This is a genomic window from Photobacterium japonica (assembly GCF_050337005.1).
In the GTDB taxonomy this organism is placed as follows: Bacteria; Pseudomonadota; Gammaproteobacteria; order Enterobacterales; family Vibrionaceae; genus Photobacterium; species Photobacterium japonica.
This window is the reverse complement of record NZ_JAKJSN010000028.1, coordinates 24,033-41,684: the sequence shown is the minus strand read 5'-3', so window position 1 is coordinate 41,684 and position 17,652 is coordinate 24,033. Positions and strand designations below refer to the sequence as shown.

At 48.5% G+C, this 17,652-nt stretch carries 16 protein-coding genes and 2 riboswitches; of the genes, 12 read left to right on the top strand and 4 right to left on the bottom strand.

The features are described 5' to 3' along the window. Positions 1–86: 86 nt before the first annotated feature. The 4 genes from L4C36_RS12290 to L4C36_RS12275 all read left to right on the top strand — a co-directional run bounded on the left by L4C36_RS12290 (position 87) and on the right by L4C36_RS12275 (position 3,130). Positions 87–743: a hypothetical protein gene (locus tag L4C36_RS12290; protein WP_428478097.1), complete on the top strand. Its 657-nt coding sequence runs from the start codon at positions 87–89 to the stop codon at positions 741–743. 142 nt (positions 744–885) lie between these two features. Further along, positions 886–1,290: a LexA family protein gene (locus L4C36_RS12285; protein ID WP_428478096.1), complete on the top strand. Its 405-nt coding sequence runs from the start codon at positions 886–888 to the stop codon at positions 1,288–1,290. Continuing rightward, entirely contained in the window at positions 1,290–2,546 is a 1,257-nt protein-coding gene (locus L4C36_RS12280) for a Y-family DNA polymerase (RefSeq protein ID WP_428478095.1), read from the top strand. The genes L4C36_RS12285 and L4C36_RS12280 overlap by 1 nt, the downstream gene beginning before the upstream one ends. A 170-nt stretch (positions 2,547–2,716) precedes the next feature. Then, a complete protein-coding gene (locus L4C36_RS12275) occupies positions 2,717–3,130 on the top strand; it encodes an ester cyclase (protein ID WP_428478094.1) in 414 nt (137 codons plus the stop codon). Between the two features lie 78 nt (positions 3,131–3,208). Here the strand turns inward: L4C36_RS12275 and L4C36_RS12270 are convergent, their stop codons facing one another. Continuing rightward, entirely contained in the window at positions 3,209–4,591 is a 1,383-nt protein-coding gene (locus L4C36_RS12270) for an alanine/glycine:cation symporter family protein (protein WP_428478093.1), read from the bottom strand. Between the two features lie 104 nt (positions 4,592–4,695). Then, positions 4,696–4,802: riboswitch (glycine riboswitch) on the bottom strand. Positions 4,803–4,837: 35 nt separating this feature from the next. Next, positions 4,838–4,967, bottom strand: a riboswitch (glycine riboswitch). A gap of 116 nt (positions 4,968–5,083) precedes the next feature. Further along, a complete protein-coding gene (locus L4C36_RS12265; protein ID WP_428478092.1) occupies positions 5,084–6,523 on the bottom strand; it encodes a glycoside hydrolase family 18 protein in 1,440 nt (479 codons plus the stop codon). A 573-nt stretch (positions 6,524–7,096) separates the two neighbouring features. Here L4C36_RS12265 and L4C36_RS12260 point away from each other — a divergent pair. Both L4C36_RS12260 and L4C36_RS12255 read left to right on the top strand, forming a co-directional pair. Then, complete coding sequence (locus L4C36_RS12260; protein WP_428478091.1) at positions 7,097–7,804, top strand: response regulator transcription factor; 708 nt, start codon at positions 7,097–7,099, stop codon at positions 7,802–7,804. Between the two features lie 301 nt (positions 7,805–8,105). Further along, positions 8,106–9,332, top strand: a complete 1,227-nt coding sequence (locus L4C36_RS12255; protein WP_428478090.1) for a J domain-containing protein — start codon at positions 8,106–8,108, stop codon at positions 9,330–9,332. 63 nt (positions 9,333–9,395) lie between these two features. Here L4C36_RS12255 and L4C36_RS12250 read toward each other — a convergent pair whose 3' ends face one another. Both L4C36_RS12250 and L4C36_RS12245 read right to left on the bottom strand, forming a co-directional pair. Beyond that, positions 9,396–12,500, bottom strand: coding sequence for an efflux RND transporter permease subunit (locus L4C36_RS12250; RefSeq protein WP_428478129.1), 3,105 nt, complete (start codon positions 12,498–12,500; stop codon positions 9,396–9,398). Positions 12,501–12,502: 2 nt separating this feature from the next. Then, on the bottom strand, positions 12,503–13,705 hold the full coding sequence (locus L4C36_RS12245) for an efflux RND transporter periplasmic adaptor subunit (RefSeq protein WP_428478089.1): 1,203 nt from the start codon (positions 13,703–13,705) through the stop codon (positions 12,503–12,505). A 133-nt stretch (positions 13,706–13,838) separates the two neighbouring features. On the opposite strand from L4C36_RS12245, the gene L4C36_RS12240 reads away from it, so the two are divergent. The 6 genes from L4C36_RS12240 to L4C36_RS12215 all read left to right on the top strand — a co-directional run bounded on the left by L4C36_RS12240 (position 13,839) and on the right by L4C36_RS12215 (position 17,549). Next, a complete protein-coding gene (locus tag L4C36_RS12240; RefSeq protein WP_428478088.1) occupies positions 13,839–14,441 on the top strand; it encodes a TetR/AcrR family transcriptional regulator in 603 nt (200 codons plus the stop codon). A 141-nt stretch (positions 14,442–14,582) separates the two neighbouring features. Then, entirely contained in the window at positions 14,583–15,347 is a 765-nt protein-coding gene (locus L4C36_RS12235) for a transporter substrate-binding domain-containing protein (RefSeq protein WP_428478087.1), read from the top strand. An 82-nt stretch (positions 15,348–15,429) separates the two neighbouring features. Then, positions 15,430–15,840, top strand: a complete 411-nt coding sequence (locus L4C36_RS12230) for a VOC family protein (protein WP_428478086.1) — start codon at positions 15,430–15,432, stop codon at positions 15,838–15,840. Between the two features lie 69 nt (positions 15,841–15,909). Beyond that, a complete protein-coding gene (locus L4C36_RS12225; RefSeq protein WP_428478085.1) occupies positions 15,910–16,515 on the top strand; it encodes an HAD family hydrolase in 606 nt (201 codons plus the stop codon). Between the two features lie 71 nt (positions 16,516–16,586). Continuing rightward, positions 16,587–17,087, top strand: coding sequence for a hypothetical protein (locus L4C36_RS12220; protein WP_428478084.1), 501 nt, complete (start codon positions 16,587–16,589; stop codon positions 17,085–17,087). A 135-nt stretch (positions 17,088–17,222) separates the two neighbouring features. Continuing rightward, positions 17,223–17,549, top strand: a complete 327-nt coding sequence (locus L4C36_RS12215; RefSeq protein ID WP_428478083.1) for a hypothetical protein — start codon at positions 17,223–17,225, stop codon at positions 17,547–17,549. Positions 17,550–17,652: the final 103 nt, after the last annotated feature.

Below are 17,652 nucleotides of genomic sequence, written 5' to 3'. Positions count from 1 at the left end.
AGCGGGCGCATACCGCGATGGGAGAGTGACAGATATAGTAGTGAGACAGTCAGTGTAATTAAAAACAATGGAATGATGTGATTGGTATGAAAGCAGGGAAGGCAGCGAAGTCATCGTCTATACGCACAGCGAGAGTAGCAGCACTGGGTGTGTTGGCTGTTGTACTGGGTGGGCAGAGTGTACTTACGGCGCAGGCTGCACAAGAAGACGTGCCGTATTGCCACCGTTATGCCGATTTTAACTTTCCTGACTACATGGCGATGTGGAACTATGACGATCCAGCGCTGACCGCAACCACGTTTTTTGCCATGTTGAATATGGCTGCTTCCAGCATGGACAAAACCTTCATGAGTGAACTGCTGAGCCAAATTGCCCGCACGTTCGTGATGCGGGGCGACATGGAGAATGCCCGTTACTACCTAGAACAAGCCAATCTGTTTTTGGCGCAATCTGAGCCGCGGGCGGAAGTGTATTATTTGCGTGAAACCGCGCGTTTATACGCGACACAAGGCGATTATACGCAAGCCACCGAGTGGATGCAGACCGCATGGCAACTCGCCAAGCAAGAACAGTATGCCCAATTGATGATTGAAACCGCCCTTGATTTAGGGGACGGACAGATGACTCGCTTACCGGATGCGGAACAGCAAGAATGGCATCATCTTGCCAATCGCTTGGCCGAAAACACGCACGATCAGCGCGCCCAACTGTGGGTGTTGCAGCATACAGCACGGTTTCGGTGAGTCGCGTTCTTTTTATGTTCCGCGCTTTCAACATGAGCGCATTCGTTTTTTCTGATCACGTGCCGCGTACTTTCCACATTGCTTTTCAATGCAATATCCCCCAAAATAACACTGTATAAATAGACAGTGTTATTTTTTAACTATGAATGTGATCCTTCTTCCTGCCAGTGCCGGCATTACCGGTTTTTCCAGCCCTGCTGCTGACTATCACCAGTTACCTTTATCGCTCGATGAATTGCTTGTGGAGCACCCCAGTGCGACCTATATCGGACGGGCGCAAGGGACGTCGATGGAAGGTGTTGGTATTTTTGATGGCGATATTTTGATCATTGACCGTCATGTTCAAGTGCGTGATCACGACATTATTGTGGCCAATTACAATGGCGAGTTTGTCTGTAAGATCATCGATTTGCGCCAGCGTCGCTTGGTATCCGCACAGGCTGGTTATGCGCCTATTTGGATTGCGGCAGACGTGCCTTTCACTATCGAAGGGGTGGTTGTGCGATCCATTCGCTGTCATCGTCCTAGCCGTTTGTTGGAGGCATAATGTTTGCGCTGGTGGATGCGAACGCGTTTTATTGCTCGGCAGAGCAGGTGTTTCGCCCAGATTGGCGTGGCAAGCCGATTATCGTGCTATCGAATAATGACGGCATGGTGGTCGCGGCCAACCGGCAAGCGAAGGATGTGGGGATCAAAAAATGTAAGCCGTATTTTGCTATGCGCGATTTATGTGAGCAAAAAGGGGTGATTGCGTGTTCATCAAACTATGAATTATACGGCGATCTGTCTGCCAAAATGATGGAAGTGATCGGCCGCTTTGCCCCGGATCAGTATATCTATTCTATCGATGAATCCTTCCTTTCTTTTCAGCGTTGCCAACAGGCGATTCCTGATTTAACCGCGCATGCACAGGCGTTACGCAAGGCGGTTTGGAAAGAGTGTCGTTTACCTGTTTGTGTGGGCATGGGGTCAACGCTGACATTAGCGAAAGTGGCTAACCATGCTGCGAAGAAGATGGAAGCTTACCAAGGTGTATGTGTACTCCGAACAGACACCGCGCGTCGTACCGTATTGTCAGCCATGGATGTGCAAGATGTGTGGGGTATCGGGCCACGTACCGCAAAACAGTTGCGGATCATGGGGGTGAGGTCAGCGTTGCAACTGGCTGAGATACCGCCCGCGTTAGCCAGGAAAAATTTCAATGTGGAGATTGAGCGTACCGTGCGGGAGTTGAACGGTGAAGCATGTAAAGGGTGGGGGGAAGCCCGTGCTGACAAGCAACAAATTTTCTCTACCCGCAGTGTGGGTGATCGTATTGTGTGTGCTGAAACACTCTCGCAAGCCCTGTGTCGGCAGGGGCATATTGCGGCGGAAAAGTTACGCCAGCAAGGATCGCTTTGCCAGCACATGATGGTATTTGCCAGTAACTCCCCGTTTGATGAAAAGCCGGTGACGCGTCGTTTTCAATATCGGTTTGCCTATCCAACGGACGATACGTGTACCCTTATGCAGGTCATTGCCAAAGCGGTCGCTGAATTGTTTGTGCCGGGTGTACGGTTTTATAAGCTAGGCGTCGGGCTGATTGACTTGGTGGATGGATCGCACGCGCAGTTTGATTTGTTTGATCCACATGCAAACAATCTGGCGCTGATGAAGGCATTTGATGGCCTGAATGCCAAATATGGCACCGGTACCGTGTTTATGGCAGCACAAGGCACCACACCAAAATGGACGATGCGGCGGGATCGCCTGACCCCGCAATATACGACCCGCTGGCACGATATACCGACCATTCGGTGTTGAGCGTCGAGGGGGATATCATCGTACGTTGAGGCTGTTTTTACAATATCCCCTTGTTCAGCCATCACATTATTGATGTAAAAATTTGCTTTTTTTGTGGGTTTGAGTGGTCTGTTTTTACGTTATTGTGCTAATTCATTATAAGGGTAGGCATGAATGTTGAGGTATGTCACATGGATTCAGACCATGAGTGGGTGAAGCGCTGGTTCAATGCGGTATGGGCAAAAAGTAATGAGGCACAATTACGGGCATTGGCAGCAGAACCGTTGCAGTTTCACTTACCCGGAGGGAAATCCTACACCTTAAGCCATGATGATTATTTGTCGATGTTGTCGGTATGGAATCAACGTTTTCGTGACGTAGAATTTCAATTTAACGATATTATTCAGCAAGATGAAAAAACCGTCGTGCTATACCAGTGTAACGCTTTTTATACTGGCGGCTGGGCACGGATCCCGAAGAAAACGCAGCGCGTCAGTATGACGGGCATGCTATTTTTGAAACAAGAGGCGGGGCTTATCACGGAATGCTGGATAGAAGACAGCAGCTTTGATGTGTATCAGCAACTCACGCAATACCTTGACTAGCGGGTATAAAAAACGGCACCCCATGGGGGTGCCGTTATGTTCTGCGTTGCTGCGATTTTATTGTGATGCGTTTAGGGCTTAAACGGCGCTTTCTTTCAGTGACGCTGATGATGGTGAGGTCAACTGCTCAAAATACTGACGCGTTTCGGTGATGATCACTTCACGCAATAAAATCAGACCAATGAGGTTCGGGACGGCCATCAAGCCATTCACAATATCAGCGATCAGCCAAATCATATCCAGTTTCATGAAGGCACCCATCGCGATCAACATCAAGAAGAAGATCTTATACGGCAGAATGGCTTTCACACCGAAAAGGTAAGTGATGCAGCGTTCGCCGTAGTAGTTCCAACCTAGAATGGTGGTGAAGGCAAAGAACATCAAACCAATCGTCACCAGCATTGGGCCGAAGTGGCTCGAATCCAAACCAGTAGCAAAAGCGTGGCTGGTCATCGCAGCACCAGCGAAATCACTCTGCCATGCACCGGTTACCACAAGGGTCAAACCCGTCATGGTACAAATAATGATGGTGTCAAAGAAGGTACCCGTCATCGAGACTAGACCTTGCTCTACACACGAGTCGGTTTTTGCGGCTGCGGCTGCCATAGGTGCGCTACCTAGGCCAGATTCATTTGAGAATACACCGCGTGCAATCCCTGATTGAATCGCCAGCATGATACCCGCACCCACGAAACCACCAGATGCCGCATGGCCAGTGAACGCAGAGCTGATCACAAGCTGGATCGCTTCTGGAATCGCGCTGTATTGTGCGATCAGTACCAGTGAACACGCCACCACGTAAAAGATAGCCATAAACGGTACGACTTTACTGGCAACGCTTGAAATGGACTTTACGCCACCCAATGTTACCGTCGCGACCAATATGGTTAGAATTACAACCGTGATTTCACGAGGAATAGAGAACGACAGGGCAGCCGCATCCACAATCGCATTCGCTTGTGGGAACGTACCGATACCGAAACAAGCGACACCCAGCGCAAAGATGGCAAACAGTTTCGCCAACCATTTCTGACCTGCCCCTTTTTCAAGGTAATACATTGGGCCGCCAATCATTTGGCCATTTGCATCGGTTTCGCGGTATTTAACGGCAAGTAGGCATTCTGCGTATTTGGTTGCCATGCCGAATAAAGCGGCAAGCCACATCCAAAATAGCGCACCCGGGCCACCTAATTTAATGGCGGTTGCAACACCAACGATGTTACCGGTACCAATAGTGGCGGATAGGGCGGTACACAGGGCGGCAAAGCTAGACACATCGCCATCGGCTTTGCTGTCTTTATTGCCTTTGAACAGGTGCCCCAAAGCGAGTGGCAGGTAACGGATTTGGATAAAACCTAGACGAATTGTCAGGTATAGACCCGTACCTACTAGCAAAAGTAGAAGTGGGGGACCCCAGACGAGGTTATCGATTGTTTGTAAAAAATTATATAGTGGGTTCATTTTCTCTTTACCTTTAAACATCAAAGGAAGAGATAAAGAACAACAGTTATACCGTTGTAATGGTGTTACAGAAAAAGTTGTATGAAACTTTCTGAGCTGTTGAACTTATCTCCTCTGTCCTTTTGCCTGAGAGTTTCACCTGCATCACGCGTAGCGATGTAGGTTTGCTCCTTCGGCGTCCGATTTAACGGATCTCTCCAGAGGCTCCTCCAACAACAGTCCATACTTTACGTCTTACACCTGCAAACAGGGCAATCAGTAAGGTGCCTGAAAGATTTACTCGCCATTGTTTGAAAGGGTTTCAAACGGGATGGTGAACTTACTTCTTCGGCGGGCGTTGACCGGTAAGGTCGTGCCACTCTCCTGCTGTCTTCATCGGAACTCAAATTTTCCAGCACATATTAATCAATAAAAATGAGATTGTCTTCAAAAAAAACCAACGTCTTAGACTTTTTTTGACGCAATTATTAACCACTTATTCTTTTTTAAGTGTCAATTTACTGAATTTTCATTTGTTTGTGGCACATTGCTTGGTGTGTTCTGTTGTCCATTTTCTGACGCAGGAATGCGCGAGGTTTGCAAAAAAGGGGCAGCAGAAGGGGATGTTTGTGTTTCGGGGATCGGGTAGAGCCCTGCGCGGATTGCATCGAGCAGTTGGTCTTGATAATCAGCGGTGGCTTCCCAGGCAAAGACGCCGCCAAGCTGTTGTTCCCGTACATAATCGGCTTTTGCTTTGATGGAGCGGGCATCATCAAAAGAAATATATTCTTTTAATTTCGGATTGTAGAGTACGGCGGCTTCGGCTTGTTGGTCGTAATAATAAGCAAAACCGAGTTGTTTTTTAGCCAGAAAATGTTTGGCAATATCATGATAAGTGAAATAACCCGGTTCATTAAGGTTTGAGCCTTTATTGATCCCGCCAGCTGAATCTAACCCTTCTAAGTGTTCAGGGGAAAATGCGTTAACGCCTTGCCAGCCTCGGCCGTAAAAAGGCGCACCGACGATGATTTGATCATTGCTCAAACCTTGTTGCTGCAGTGATTGCACTTGCCCGGAAACGGAGAGCCCACTCGGTGTGGTCGGGGTGGCAAAAAGGTTACTGTGATGCCCCACGGTATTGGTCCAATTACCTAAATAATCGTAGCTCATCAGAAAAACGTGATCGAGTAAGGGGGCCACCTGTGGCCAGTCAATACTGCCGCTAAATTTCGGGCTGGCATTGATCGCAGCTGACAATTCGTAGCGGCGTTGTGTGTGTTTTTCCAGGCCCGTGAGTTCTCGCTTTACGGCCTGTAGCAACTGGGTAAAACCGTGCTTTTCTTCTTCTCGTCGATCAAGGCCGATCCCCGCTAAGCCATGACCACCAGGGTATTCCCAATCAATCTGTATGCCGGTGAAAAAGTCATATTTCTCCAGTAATTGGCGAACGCTGCGGGCAAAGACGTACTGTGTCTTTTTATCTTGAATCACGGTATGAAACGGTTCAGACAGTGTCCATCCGCCAAAACTGGCGAGTACATTGAGTGATGGATGCTGTTCGGTTAAGTACTTGAGTTGCCCAAAGTTACCAAGGTAGTTGACCTGCTTAGAGGTGTGACCCGGCAGCTGTTTTTGTGTCGCCGCAAACCCGTCAAACAAAATAGCGGTGCCTGTCGGTTTATTTTGGCATTGTTGCGCCATTAAACGCTGCACGTTATCCGGTGAGGCCGTGACGGGCCCGCAGACGGCCAAAAAGGCATAGATGATGTGGGTAATTTTATCCGCAGGTAATTGACTAGGGGTAATGTACTGTTTGTTATAGATTTTCCAATCAGGATAGTAAAGTGCAATAACGGGCTCATCCGTTGGATGACTTAACACGGCACGAGGGAAGAAAGAAGCGGTTGCAATGAGGATAGCAAAGCATGACCAAAGCCGACGATGTGTTGTCATTGTATATTCTGCAAAAGATTGAAATATCAATAGTGTTACATAACTCGCAAGTTGTATCGTTGCTACGACACGCGTTTTTTATGCTCGGAATACATGTTGTGAATAATTTGTGATGACAATGACGTTAGGGAAAGAGGGGGTGTGGGTAATCAGTCGTTTTAGTCTCATAACAACAAGGGATATTCCGCGTCGTTGTTATACTGTTACGTTGGTGTTTTCATGTGCTGAAATTAATTTTTGTAGCGGCAGTTAGGGTGACCCAGATAGATAAAAAAAGAATTAAAAAATAACTGTTATTTCTTTTGGTTTTAATAATGTAGCTATTCATGATTATGCGCTTAGTTTAACTCTTTGAACTCACAGGAATAGCAGAATGTACGGCATGTCATTGCTTATTGTTGAAACAAAACTAAATTCTGGATTTATTTAGGTTTATAGACGTTAATTATCCATGTGACGTCATTTTTTTGACAAGAATGGGCGAACAAAGAACGTTCAGTATTGACTGACAAGGAGAGTTAATCCTCGCATACAATGCTATACATACGTAGCCAAAGAAAAAGGTGAACGCTTGTGATCTGGGTGAGTTGTAGCCATTACGATAAAGTCGCTGAGGCAAAGGAAAACCTGAAGCTGTCACATGATGTGGTTGATGTGTCTCCTTTTGAATTGTTGTCGACCATGACGGGGCAGGAGTTGATTTTCTTAGAAGTCATCGACTCCACGTCAAACGGATTTGAATTACTGCGTTCAGTGAAAAGTCGCTTTCCTCAGACTAAGGTCGTTGTGGTATATCACCGCTTGGATGCCGATTTGGCCTTGAATGTATTGCGTGCCGGAGGCGAAGATGTGATTGCCGCCAGCGCTACGAAGCAGGATATCGATGCTTGCTTTAGCCGTCTGCATACGCACAGTGTGAAAACAGAACCGGTGCAAGGCTTTGAGCAACGTGAAATGTCTATCCGTCCTGCATTGAAGATCATTGATGAAAACATCAGCGCGCCTTTGCGGGAGGAAGATCTTGCCAATGCTTGCCATTATTCACCGACCTATTTCTCACGATTGTTCCACAGTGTGATGGGGGTAACGCTCAAGCAATACATTATTAAAAAACGGTTGGATTTAGCGTGCGGGTTGCTTAGCTCAGATAGGGAAAAAATTTCACAAATTGCCCATTCTGCAGGCTTTAAAGATGTATCGTACTTTTCGCGGGTGTTTAAAAAGCACATGGGCTGCTCGCCGGGGGAGTTCAGAATGCGAAAGCATAATTTAAACGCATGAAATAAACCGTTTTTAGGGCGCTGGCTAAGCAAGAGTTGGGTGTGATTAGTCAGCGTTTTTCGTATGTGGTTTCCTTTCTGTACATTCCTCTGCATAAGCAAAAATATTCCTTTCTTTTCTCTCAAGTATTCATGCAGTTGCCGATACATTTTATAGCTGTATTCCTTTTCCCTATTTATATGTATTCATTGGGCTTACAGCGTGATGCGATAGGTGAAAGACTGCAAGTTATAGGCCATGCCGTACTGCATCTGTCACTATTTCTCTCTTTTTGCTTTGGCTGTTAATGGTTTAAATCGGCATGACCACATTTCACGACATTCTTGGTACAGAAATAACCACGCAACCGGCGGATGTAAAACGGCGTTATAAACTGCTGTCTAGCCGTTGCCATCCTGATAAAGAAGGATCTAAAGCACTGATGCAATTAATTTCTCAGTCTTATGACAAAGTCATGAATGGGAAAGGAATGGACGAAGCGGTGATGACCACCGTGGTGATCAAAAAAGCGGTATCAGACGAAGCCTTGAAACACGAGGCCTTGAAGCATGAGGCTTTGAAGACAAAGTACCGTCAGCTAGACGCGCAGTACAAGCTGCTGAAAATTGACAATGATACGCTCACGCAGCAGTTGGACAACGCACTCAAGCAGTTGCAAAAAGCGTCGGCGGCGAACCAATCTGCTAATGCAGGTTTGAATGAACCGGTGAGTACCGGTGGCGATGCCCGGTATAAGCAGGTATTGGAAAGGGATAATCTTGCCCTGCGACGTGAAAATCGACAGTTACAAACGCAACTCGACAACATGATGCGTCGTGAGTCAGCATCCTCTCAGCGTTATACGGCGACAGGTAATCCGACCACTCCGGCAAAAGGGACTAAAAATGCTGCGGCGGGGGCAATTTCACCAACGGTGTTGAAGCAACTTCGTGGGTTGGGAGAAAACCGCTTACTCAATCGGGGCGTTGCGGCATTGCTAATAGTGCTTGTCGTGGCTGGGTTAGTCAGTGCCGCTCGTGCACCGTTAGAAGCATTATGGCTCAGCGTGACGGTGGAAGACGCTGCGGTAGAGCAAGAAGTATTGACGATTTTGCACATGAACCCAGAAGATCATGCCCAGCAGAAGGCGACTTCGACGAAGACGGCGCAGGTGAATACTCCCACTGTTGAGAAAGCGGATCCGCTGATCCGTTTACGCGGAGAGTCGGGTATTTGGACACTCTCTCAGTTTGAGAATACGCTGGAGCCTTACATCAGTGTTCGCAGTGATAAAGGGTCATACATTGTGAAAACCTGTCACGGTGATTTCCAGTATTACAAAAACATGAGTGTACGTTCCGGACGGTTAGCCGCAAACTTGATGTTTGAACGTATGGATCGCCATTTTGAGGTGTACAACATACCTTATGGTAACGGCTCATTTGTGATGAACTGGACGGAAAGTAAGAGCTTGCTGATCAATAACGAATACTTCCCTAATCTGGCGTTTGAGCAGGCGTATTCTGATTTGCAACAGCAATGTTTGTGATTAACGGGTTCGCGTAGCATTTGACACGGCAATAAAAATGGCGACCCGGACGGTCGCCATTTTTTATGGTGCGCGGTAAGGATTAGGTTGGGCAGAGGGCATCACACTGTCCAGATCTTTGTATTTAACCGCTAAGCGAAACGCTGCCGGTACAAAATAGAATGACACCAGGGTCGTGAGCACGGTGCCGCCCGCAATGGTGATTGCAAATGGCGGCCAGAACCCGCCACCCGCCAAGATTAACGGCATAAAGCCCCCCACGGTCGTGATAGTGGTTGACGTAATATGGCGAGTACAACTCATGACCGCGGTAATAATGGCATCCATATCCCCTTGTCTTGCCTGTGGGCTGGCTTTGAGTTCAGCCAAAATCACAATGGCTGCATTAATCGCCAACCCGACTAAACCGAGGATCCCGATGATCACGGTAAAGCCAAATGGGTAGTTAAATAGCCATACCGACAGCAATCCTAGTCCCGATGCCAGAAAGCCGACTTGGAAAATAATGGCACTGAGACGGAAAGAGTTGAACGAGAGTACGACCACCATGACCAGCAATGTCATTACCATGGTCAAGTTTGCTAGCAGGTTTCCCACCGACTCGTTTCGCTCTGCCGACTCTCCCCCGAATTCCAAGGTGTAGCCATAGGGCAGGGTTTGCCGATAGGTGTCTAGCCGCGTTTGAAAATGTTCTAAGGCTGTTTGCGGTAAGACGCCCGCGCGAATATAACCTTCAATGGTGTTGACCCGCTGACCGTTGCGGCGTGGAATCGCCCCTCGGCTCGGCGTTAAGCTGAGATCGGCCAACGCGAACATGGGGATGGTCAGCAATTCTTGTGACGTTGTCACTGGTAGGGGGAGGCTACTGAGGTGGCTCATGTTTTCACGGGCGGCATCACTGACACGCACACGAACGGGAATCGACTCGCTGGCCTCAATGATGCTGCCGCTAAGACGCCCTGTGAAAGAAGCTTGTAACACGTTGGCCACATCACGTAATGACAATCCATTTAAATGGCTGGCTTCTTCATTCACATTCACATGTACTTTCGGTGTGCCCGGCTGCAAGGTTTCGCGGGTATGGGTCACATCGGGTGTTTGCGCCATGATCAGGCGGATCTCTTCTCCTAGTACTTTCAGCTGATCCAAGTTAGGCCCGTAAACCCGGACTTCTAATGGGGCGTTGAACGGTGGGCCTTGTTCCAGTTTTCGCACCAGAATTTGCGTATGGGGAAGGCGTTGGTCAAATTGCTGTTGGATAACCGGAATCAGACGGTTTGCAGCCTCAAAGTTGGCGACTTTCACCATGGCTTGGGCAAAGTTAGGCACGCCTTGTTGACGACTGAGCAAGTTGTAATAGAAGGACGGAAAATTCCCGCCAACGATCCAACTGACGCTTTCCACATCATCAAATTCCGCCATGATGGCATCCACTTGCTGGGTGGCAGCTGTGGTGGCAAACACACTGGCTTGCGGGGGAAGAAAGAGCTGGATCTCAAACATGTCACGATCAGACGGGGGGAAGAATTGCTCCGTGAGTTGTCCTGCGCCCCAAAAGCCGGTGATGGGTAAGGTGCTGACCAGTAACGCCGTGATCAACGGGTGCTTAACGGCGAGACGCACGGATCCTTCAAAGCGATGACTGATCATTGGGATCCGAATGCCGGACTGATACCAGCGACCACTTTGTTTCGCATTGGGCAGCCAGCGCGCCGCAAAACCGGCCACCAGCGTGTGTGCAATCAGGTATGAGCCAATCAGCGAGAAACACACGGTAATGGCAATGGCTCCGACAAATTCCCCTGCAGGGCCCGGCATGAGGAAGATAGGTGCGAACGCCAATACAGTGGTCAGGGTTGAGCCCAATAACGGCACCCATAAATGCTGAATGGCTTTCATGGCCGCATCCAACTTAGCCTGTCCTTGTTGCTTGTAATGCGCAATGGTATCAACCATCACAATCGCATTATCTACCATGATCCCCAATGCCACGATCAATCCGGTAACGGACATTTGATTAATCGGCAATCCGGAGAACTTCATCATGGTAAGGGTGACAAGACCGGTCAGAGGCAATGACAGTGCCACAATCAAGGCTGAACGTCCGCCTAAGGTCAGTAACAGCACCACTAAAATAATGGAAAAACCGATAAGCAAACTGTTGTTAAGCTCAGCAAGGCGGTTCTCCGTGTAGCTTTGCTGCTCAAAAATGATCGCTGCGTTGATGTTGCTGGGCAATTGAGCATTGTAGTGGGCGAGTAAGGTATTGACGCGCTCGGTCCATTGGTCGACCCGCAATGACGGCTGCATGCGTGCCGCCACGATCACGGTAGGTTTCCCGTTAATGAAGGCCAATTCAGTCGGGGGCGAGGCCGCTTGACGTTTCACGGTCGCGATGTCTTCCAAGCGAACCAAATAGCCATTGTTGTCCATCGCGATCGGTACACGGCGTACGCGATCGAGAGAATCTAAAGCATCAGATACTTCTAAGGTAAAGCGGTTAGCACCGTTAACTAATTCACCAGCCGCATTTTTCGCATCGGCATTGTTGATTGCTTGTGAGAGGGAAAGCGCGGAACGCCCTACAGCGCTGGTCGCTGATGGGTCAAGAGAGACAAGGATCTCTTCATCGGGCAAGCCATAGGTATCCACAAACTCAACGCCACTTAAATTGCGCAGACGATTACCCAGTTCGATGGCATAGCGTCGTAATGTGAGTAAGTCTGGTTCCGTATTCCCTTGCCATGACAAGGCGGTGATCACGGTAAACGCATAGCCATGATCGTCATCCAATTCGGGTCTTGAGGCGCCTTGTGGCAGTAACACTTCCACGTCGGTCAGCTTATCTCTGGCTTGCGACCACACGGGGGAGGCATCCGTGATTGCATCTTTCAGCTCAATTTGGATCACGGAAATCCCCGGACGAGAGACCGAGGTGAGTAAGTGCACTTCGTCTAATTCGCGCAGGCTGGTTTCTATTTTTTCCGTTATCAGCGCTTCGACACGTTCGGCAGTCGCGCCAGGGAAATGGGTGATGACACTGGCAAAACGGTTATGGATCACGGGGTCTTCAGCGCGCGGTAGGGTACTGATGGCGGACAGGCCCGCGACGATTAGCAACCCGACCGTTAAAATCAGTAACCGTGTGTTACTGATGATGGGAAGCATGCTCATAATGTTGCCTCGTCCAATGGGTTATTGAGAGGCAGAGGCAGCTTTTTTACGGGAGATACCGTTTGGCCGGGCACTAAGCGGTGAAGCCCATCGGCGATGATTTTTTCATTGGGGCTGATCGCACCTTCGACGTAGGCGTGGTCATTGTTGGCATGCAACACTTGGATTGAACGGCGTTCGACCGTAAATGTCTTGTTGCTGTTGCTGTTGCTGACGTCCGTCGGGTTTTCACGCAGCGCAAACACATTCCATACCCCACGAAGCCCATCGGTCATCGCGGAAAGGGGGATCCAATAGCCGGCTGTGTTATGACGGTCCTGAAACTGCAGATAGGCTAATTCACCGTTGATGACCTTGGCATCACCGGGTAAGGCGAAGCGCAGTTTCACGGTGCGTGAGCCGCGTTCAATGTTCGCGCCGGGATTAAGTAGAGATGCGGGATAGGTGACTGCACCAATGCGGAGTGTCCAGTCTGTGATTGCTGCCAACTTAGGTAATTGCTTGGCGGGAATACCAATGTGGGCTTCTTTACGTGACGACGCCAGTAATGTCAGGGTAGGAGAGCCCGTGTTGATCACATCACCGGTTGAGACGTAACGATCACTGACGATGCCATCGTAGGGGGCGTAAACCGTGGATTTCTGCTGCTGTAATTGGTTGGCGTTCAGATTTGCCGTGAGTTGGCGAAAGCTGGCTTTCAGCGCATTTCGCTGGCTGCGTAACGCATCCATTTCCGATTCAGCACTGAATCCTTTGGTTTTCAATGCACGCTGACGGGTTAAGTTGGCCTCGATGAGTTCAAGTTGGGCGGTAATTTGTGCTTGGCGTGCGGTCAGTTCATCGACTTGGGTGTGTAACATTTGTGTATCGAGCGTGATGAGAGGATCCCCTGTTGTGACCGTGTCACCGACATCGACCCAGAGCTTGGCCACTTTGCCCCCTAATTCTACGCCGAGATTCGCTTGTTGACCGGCTTGCACCATGCCGACGTATTCGCGTGCCACGGTATAGTGATCGGTGGCCTGTAGAGTGAACGTATTGACGCTGAGAGTTTGTTGGCCTGAAACCTGTCCTGCTGCCTGTCCAGACGTGGACGTTGCGTTTTGTTGCGCGTGGCCATCGGGTTCCGAACTCGAACTGTTACAGCCCACCAGTAATACGGATAACATAATCGCGCTGGTGGTAGAGATCCTTCGCATAACATCCTGCCTTCTTGATAAACTAGACCGTCTAGTCCATTTTTAAAAAATAATACAATGGAACTGGACTGTCTAGTTCAGTTGTAGTCAAATTGCTATCGGATTGTATAAGTGCCGAAAGAAGGGTGATCGGGTGTTAAGTCCAAGAAGTGCGCAAAAACGAGAACAAATCTTACAAGCGGCAACGGCATTGTTTGTGGAACAGGGGTATGGGATCAGCATGGAAGCCATTGCGGCTAAGGCTCAGGTGTCCAAGCAAACCGTGTATGCCCACTTTAAAACCAAAGATGAGTTGTTTGATACCTGTATTCGTGCGCGTTGTATCGCCAATCAGTTAGATGTCAGCCTAACGAGTGATCCGCGTCCTGCGGCCGAAGTATTGTTTGATTTTGCTTGGCGTTTTCAAACTATGTTGCTGTCTGATGAAGTCAAAAATACCTATAAAACGGCGGTGAGCCAAAGTGATAGCCATCCGGAGTTAGCTGCCGTGTACTTGCATGCGGGACCGGAATGCACCACGCGTAACATGGCGGTGTATTTGGCACATCTGGTGGAAAAAGGTGAGCTAATGGCAAGCCTAAATTGCCACCATGCGGCGCTGCAATTGCTGATGATGTTCCATGGCAAGTCGGTGTATTGGGCGAATCTCGGGCAAGACGCGGAGGAGTCAGACGATGAGCGCAAGGCGTATTTGACGGCTTGCATTGCGATGTTTTTGCAAGGCTATAAAAGTTAAAAAATAGAAAGATAAATTACTGCTATCTTTTAAAGACAACGATATAAGTAGAAGGTATCAGGGGTCTGTATGATGGTAACTGGGGTCTTTGTAAAGGAACGTTGCAGCCGGAATTGTGCGGTATTTTTTGTTGTTCTGCCTATGCTTTTATTGCTGTTACTCTATGCCTTTCCCAGTTATGCCGCGTCCCGTTTGTCAGACATTATGGATCGCGGTGTGCTGCGTGTGGGCACAACGGGCGATTGGAGTCCGATGACGATGCGGGATCCGGCCACCAATTTTTACCGCGGGTTTGATATTGATATCACCACAGAGTTAGCCAAAGATCTTGGGGTGACGGTGGAATATGTCCCGACGACCTGGAAAACACTGGTGAACGGTGTCGTGACAGACAAGTATGACATGACAGGCAGCGCCTCGTTAAACCTTCACCGTGCACGCATGGCCGGATACAGCGACACGTACTTCTATTTGGCGTTCGTACCGATTATCCAAAAGAACAACCTTAGTCGCTATCGCAAATGGAGCGATTTCAATTCTCCTTCCGTCGTCATCACTTCCACTTCGGGGACGGTGCAGCAGGCTATCGTGAAAGAAATGCTGCCGAAAGCCCGTCAGCATAGTCTCGATTCCCCCAACCAAGGTTACCAGTACCTGCTCGATAATAAATCGACCGCGATCATTACCTCTAACATTGAAGCCGCAACGTTAATTCAGCGTTATCCACAACTGAGCATTGCGCGTGTAGATGGCATGCGTCGTCCTACACCGATTGCCATGCTGCTGCCAAAAGGCGATCAGGAGTGGATCAATTATGTGAACCACTGGATTGAGCTCAAACGTGTGCAAGGTTTTTTCGATCGGGTCGCAAAAAAATGGGGCTTAGTGAAGCTAGAGGTGAAGTAAACCCCATACCGCTATTTGCTTGTTTCTCATAGGATGAAAGTGGTATAGATCGACCTTCGTCTTTTTCTGACAGAGAGTCTCAATGTCACAGCAGGTTCAGCAGCAAATCGGCAATATTGCCTTAGTGGTCGACAATTACGATGACGCGATTGCCTTTTATACTCAGAAGCTTCAGTTTACCTTGGTAGAAGATACCGATTTAGGTGGCGGAAAGCGTTGGGTGCAAGTTTCTCCACCGAACGGAAATGGGACGAATTTATTGTTGGCACAAGCGAGCAATGAAGCACAGCAGCAAGCGGTGGGTAACCAAACCGGCGGTCGTGTGTTTTTGTTTTTGCAAACCAATGATTTCTGGCGTGACTATGGGCTGATGAAAGCAAACGGTGTGGTTTTTAATGAAGAACCTCGCGTTGAAGATTATGGAACGGTCGTGGTATTCCAAGACCTGTATGGCAATAAATGGGATTTATTGCAGCTGAACCGCAAAGCATGATACCTGCAGACAAGCTATATTTGTAAATCAATAACGCAGGCAGAAACACGATAAGCAAGGAGGTTAATAATGGATTTATCACATTACCAAGGGCTGATTTTTGACATGGATGGCACCTTGATCGATTCGATGCCTGCGCATGTTGAAGCGTGGCGTCAAACCTGTGAAGAATTTGAAATTCCGTTTGATGCACAGTGGTTTTATGCGTTGGGCGGTTCACCCACCATAAAAACCGCCCATGCCATTAATCATCAATGGGAACAGCACTTTGATCCGCAGCTGTTGGCGGACACCAAGTGTCATCATTTTGAAGCGTTAGCATTCAAAGGAGAGGTCATCCCCGTGACCTATCAGCTTTTATTGGCCAATAAAGCCACGAAAAAAATCGCAGTGGGCACCGGATGCCGATTGATGAATGCTGAGCCCTTGCTCAGTGAAACCGGCATTTATCCGCACTTAGATGCGTTGGTAACGGCTGATGATGTGGACAACCACAAGCCGGAACCGGATACGTTTTTAGAAGCGGCTAAGCGCATCGGTGTGGCGCCCGAAGCGTGCTTGGTGTTTGAAGACACCTTATTAGGACAAAAAGCAGCATTAGCCGCAGGCATGGATTGTGTCATGGTTGAGGATGGGCAGTTGAGTGCCATCATTAAAGCCAAGCGTGTAAAATAGCCTTATAGCCTGTTGTTGTCCTATGAGAACGGGTATGCTTGCACGCATTGTAGCCATACCCGAAACACATCATGAAAAACAAGACAGATACCTCCTCTTGCCGTCAGGCACCCCAGTCAAACCGCTCAGCACCGAAAGACGCCCCGCAAGGTGAAGAATTTGGCATGTCTGAAACCCATTTTTGGATTCAGCGCCTGAGCAAAACCGCCATTCGTGCGTTACACATTCTCGGCATTGCGGGCAGTGCTGGGGGCATTTTGTATGGTGTCGATAAATCGTTATGGCTCCACTGGTGGATCATGGCCATGGTTACGGGTGTGATCATGACGGTGTTAGAAATTCGCCAGTCACGTTTATGGTTGATTCAATTAAAAGGCGTGCTGACGTATGTGAAGTTGGCGCTGATCGGAAGTTTTTATTTCTTGCCCGCGCACAAGCCAGCGTTATTTATCACGGTATTGTTGATGTCGGTAATTATCGCGCATGGTCCTGCGGGATTGCGTCATTACTCGGTCTGGCATCGACGCCGTATTGACGACAAACCGGGTAAAAAACGCCGCATGAACGGCTAAAATAAAAAGACAAAAAAAAGACTGCCATCCAACAACCACAAAGACAAAAAAAGGCAATCAATCCATCAATTTTAACCACACGCACTACACTGATTATAAGTAGAAATCTTTGTTAATCGGTGTAAGGCGGTAGCGATGAAACAACTGATAGTGATTTTTTTGTCTTTATTGGCGGTAGGGTGTAGCAAGTCTGTTGATGAGCGGGCTGATGACTATGTGGAAGCCAGTTTTACCTTATGTGGGTCTAAGGTGAAATCGTACTCGCAGGGTGACGATGGCAAAATTCGTGTGCGTTGTGAAAATGACAGCTATTTCACTGTGAAAGATCAAGCCACGTTAGCCTACATGCATGAATTGAACGGGGCTTATTGCCATGGCAAAGGCTTCCAAGCCTTTAATGAACGCCAACGTTACTTTACTTTTGTCTGTAATGGGGAAAAACGTTTTAATATTCCCAAATAAGGCTTCTCAAAGAAGGTTTCCCAATAAGACTTATCAATAACCCCCCCCCCAAGAAGCCGAAACAGAGAGCCTCCGTGATAGGTAGTGATAGATACATACTATA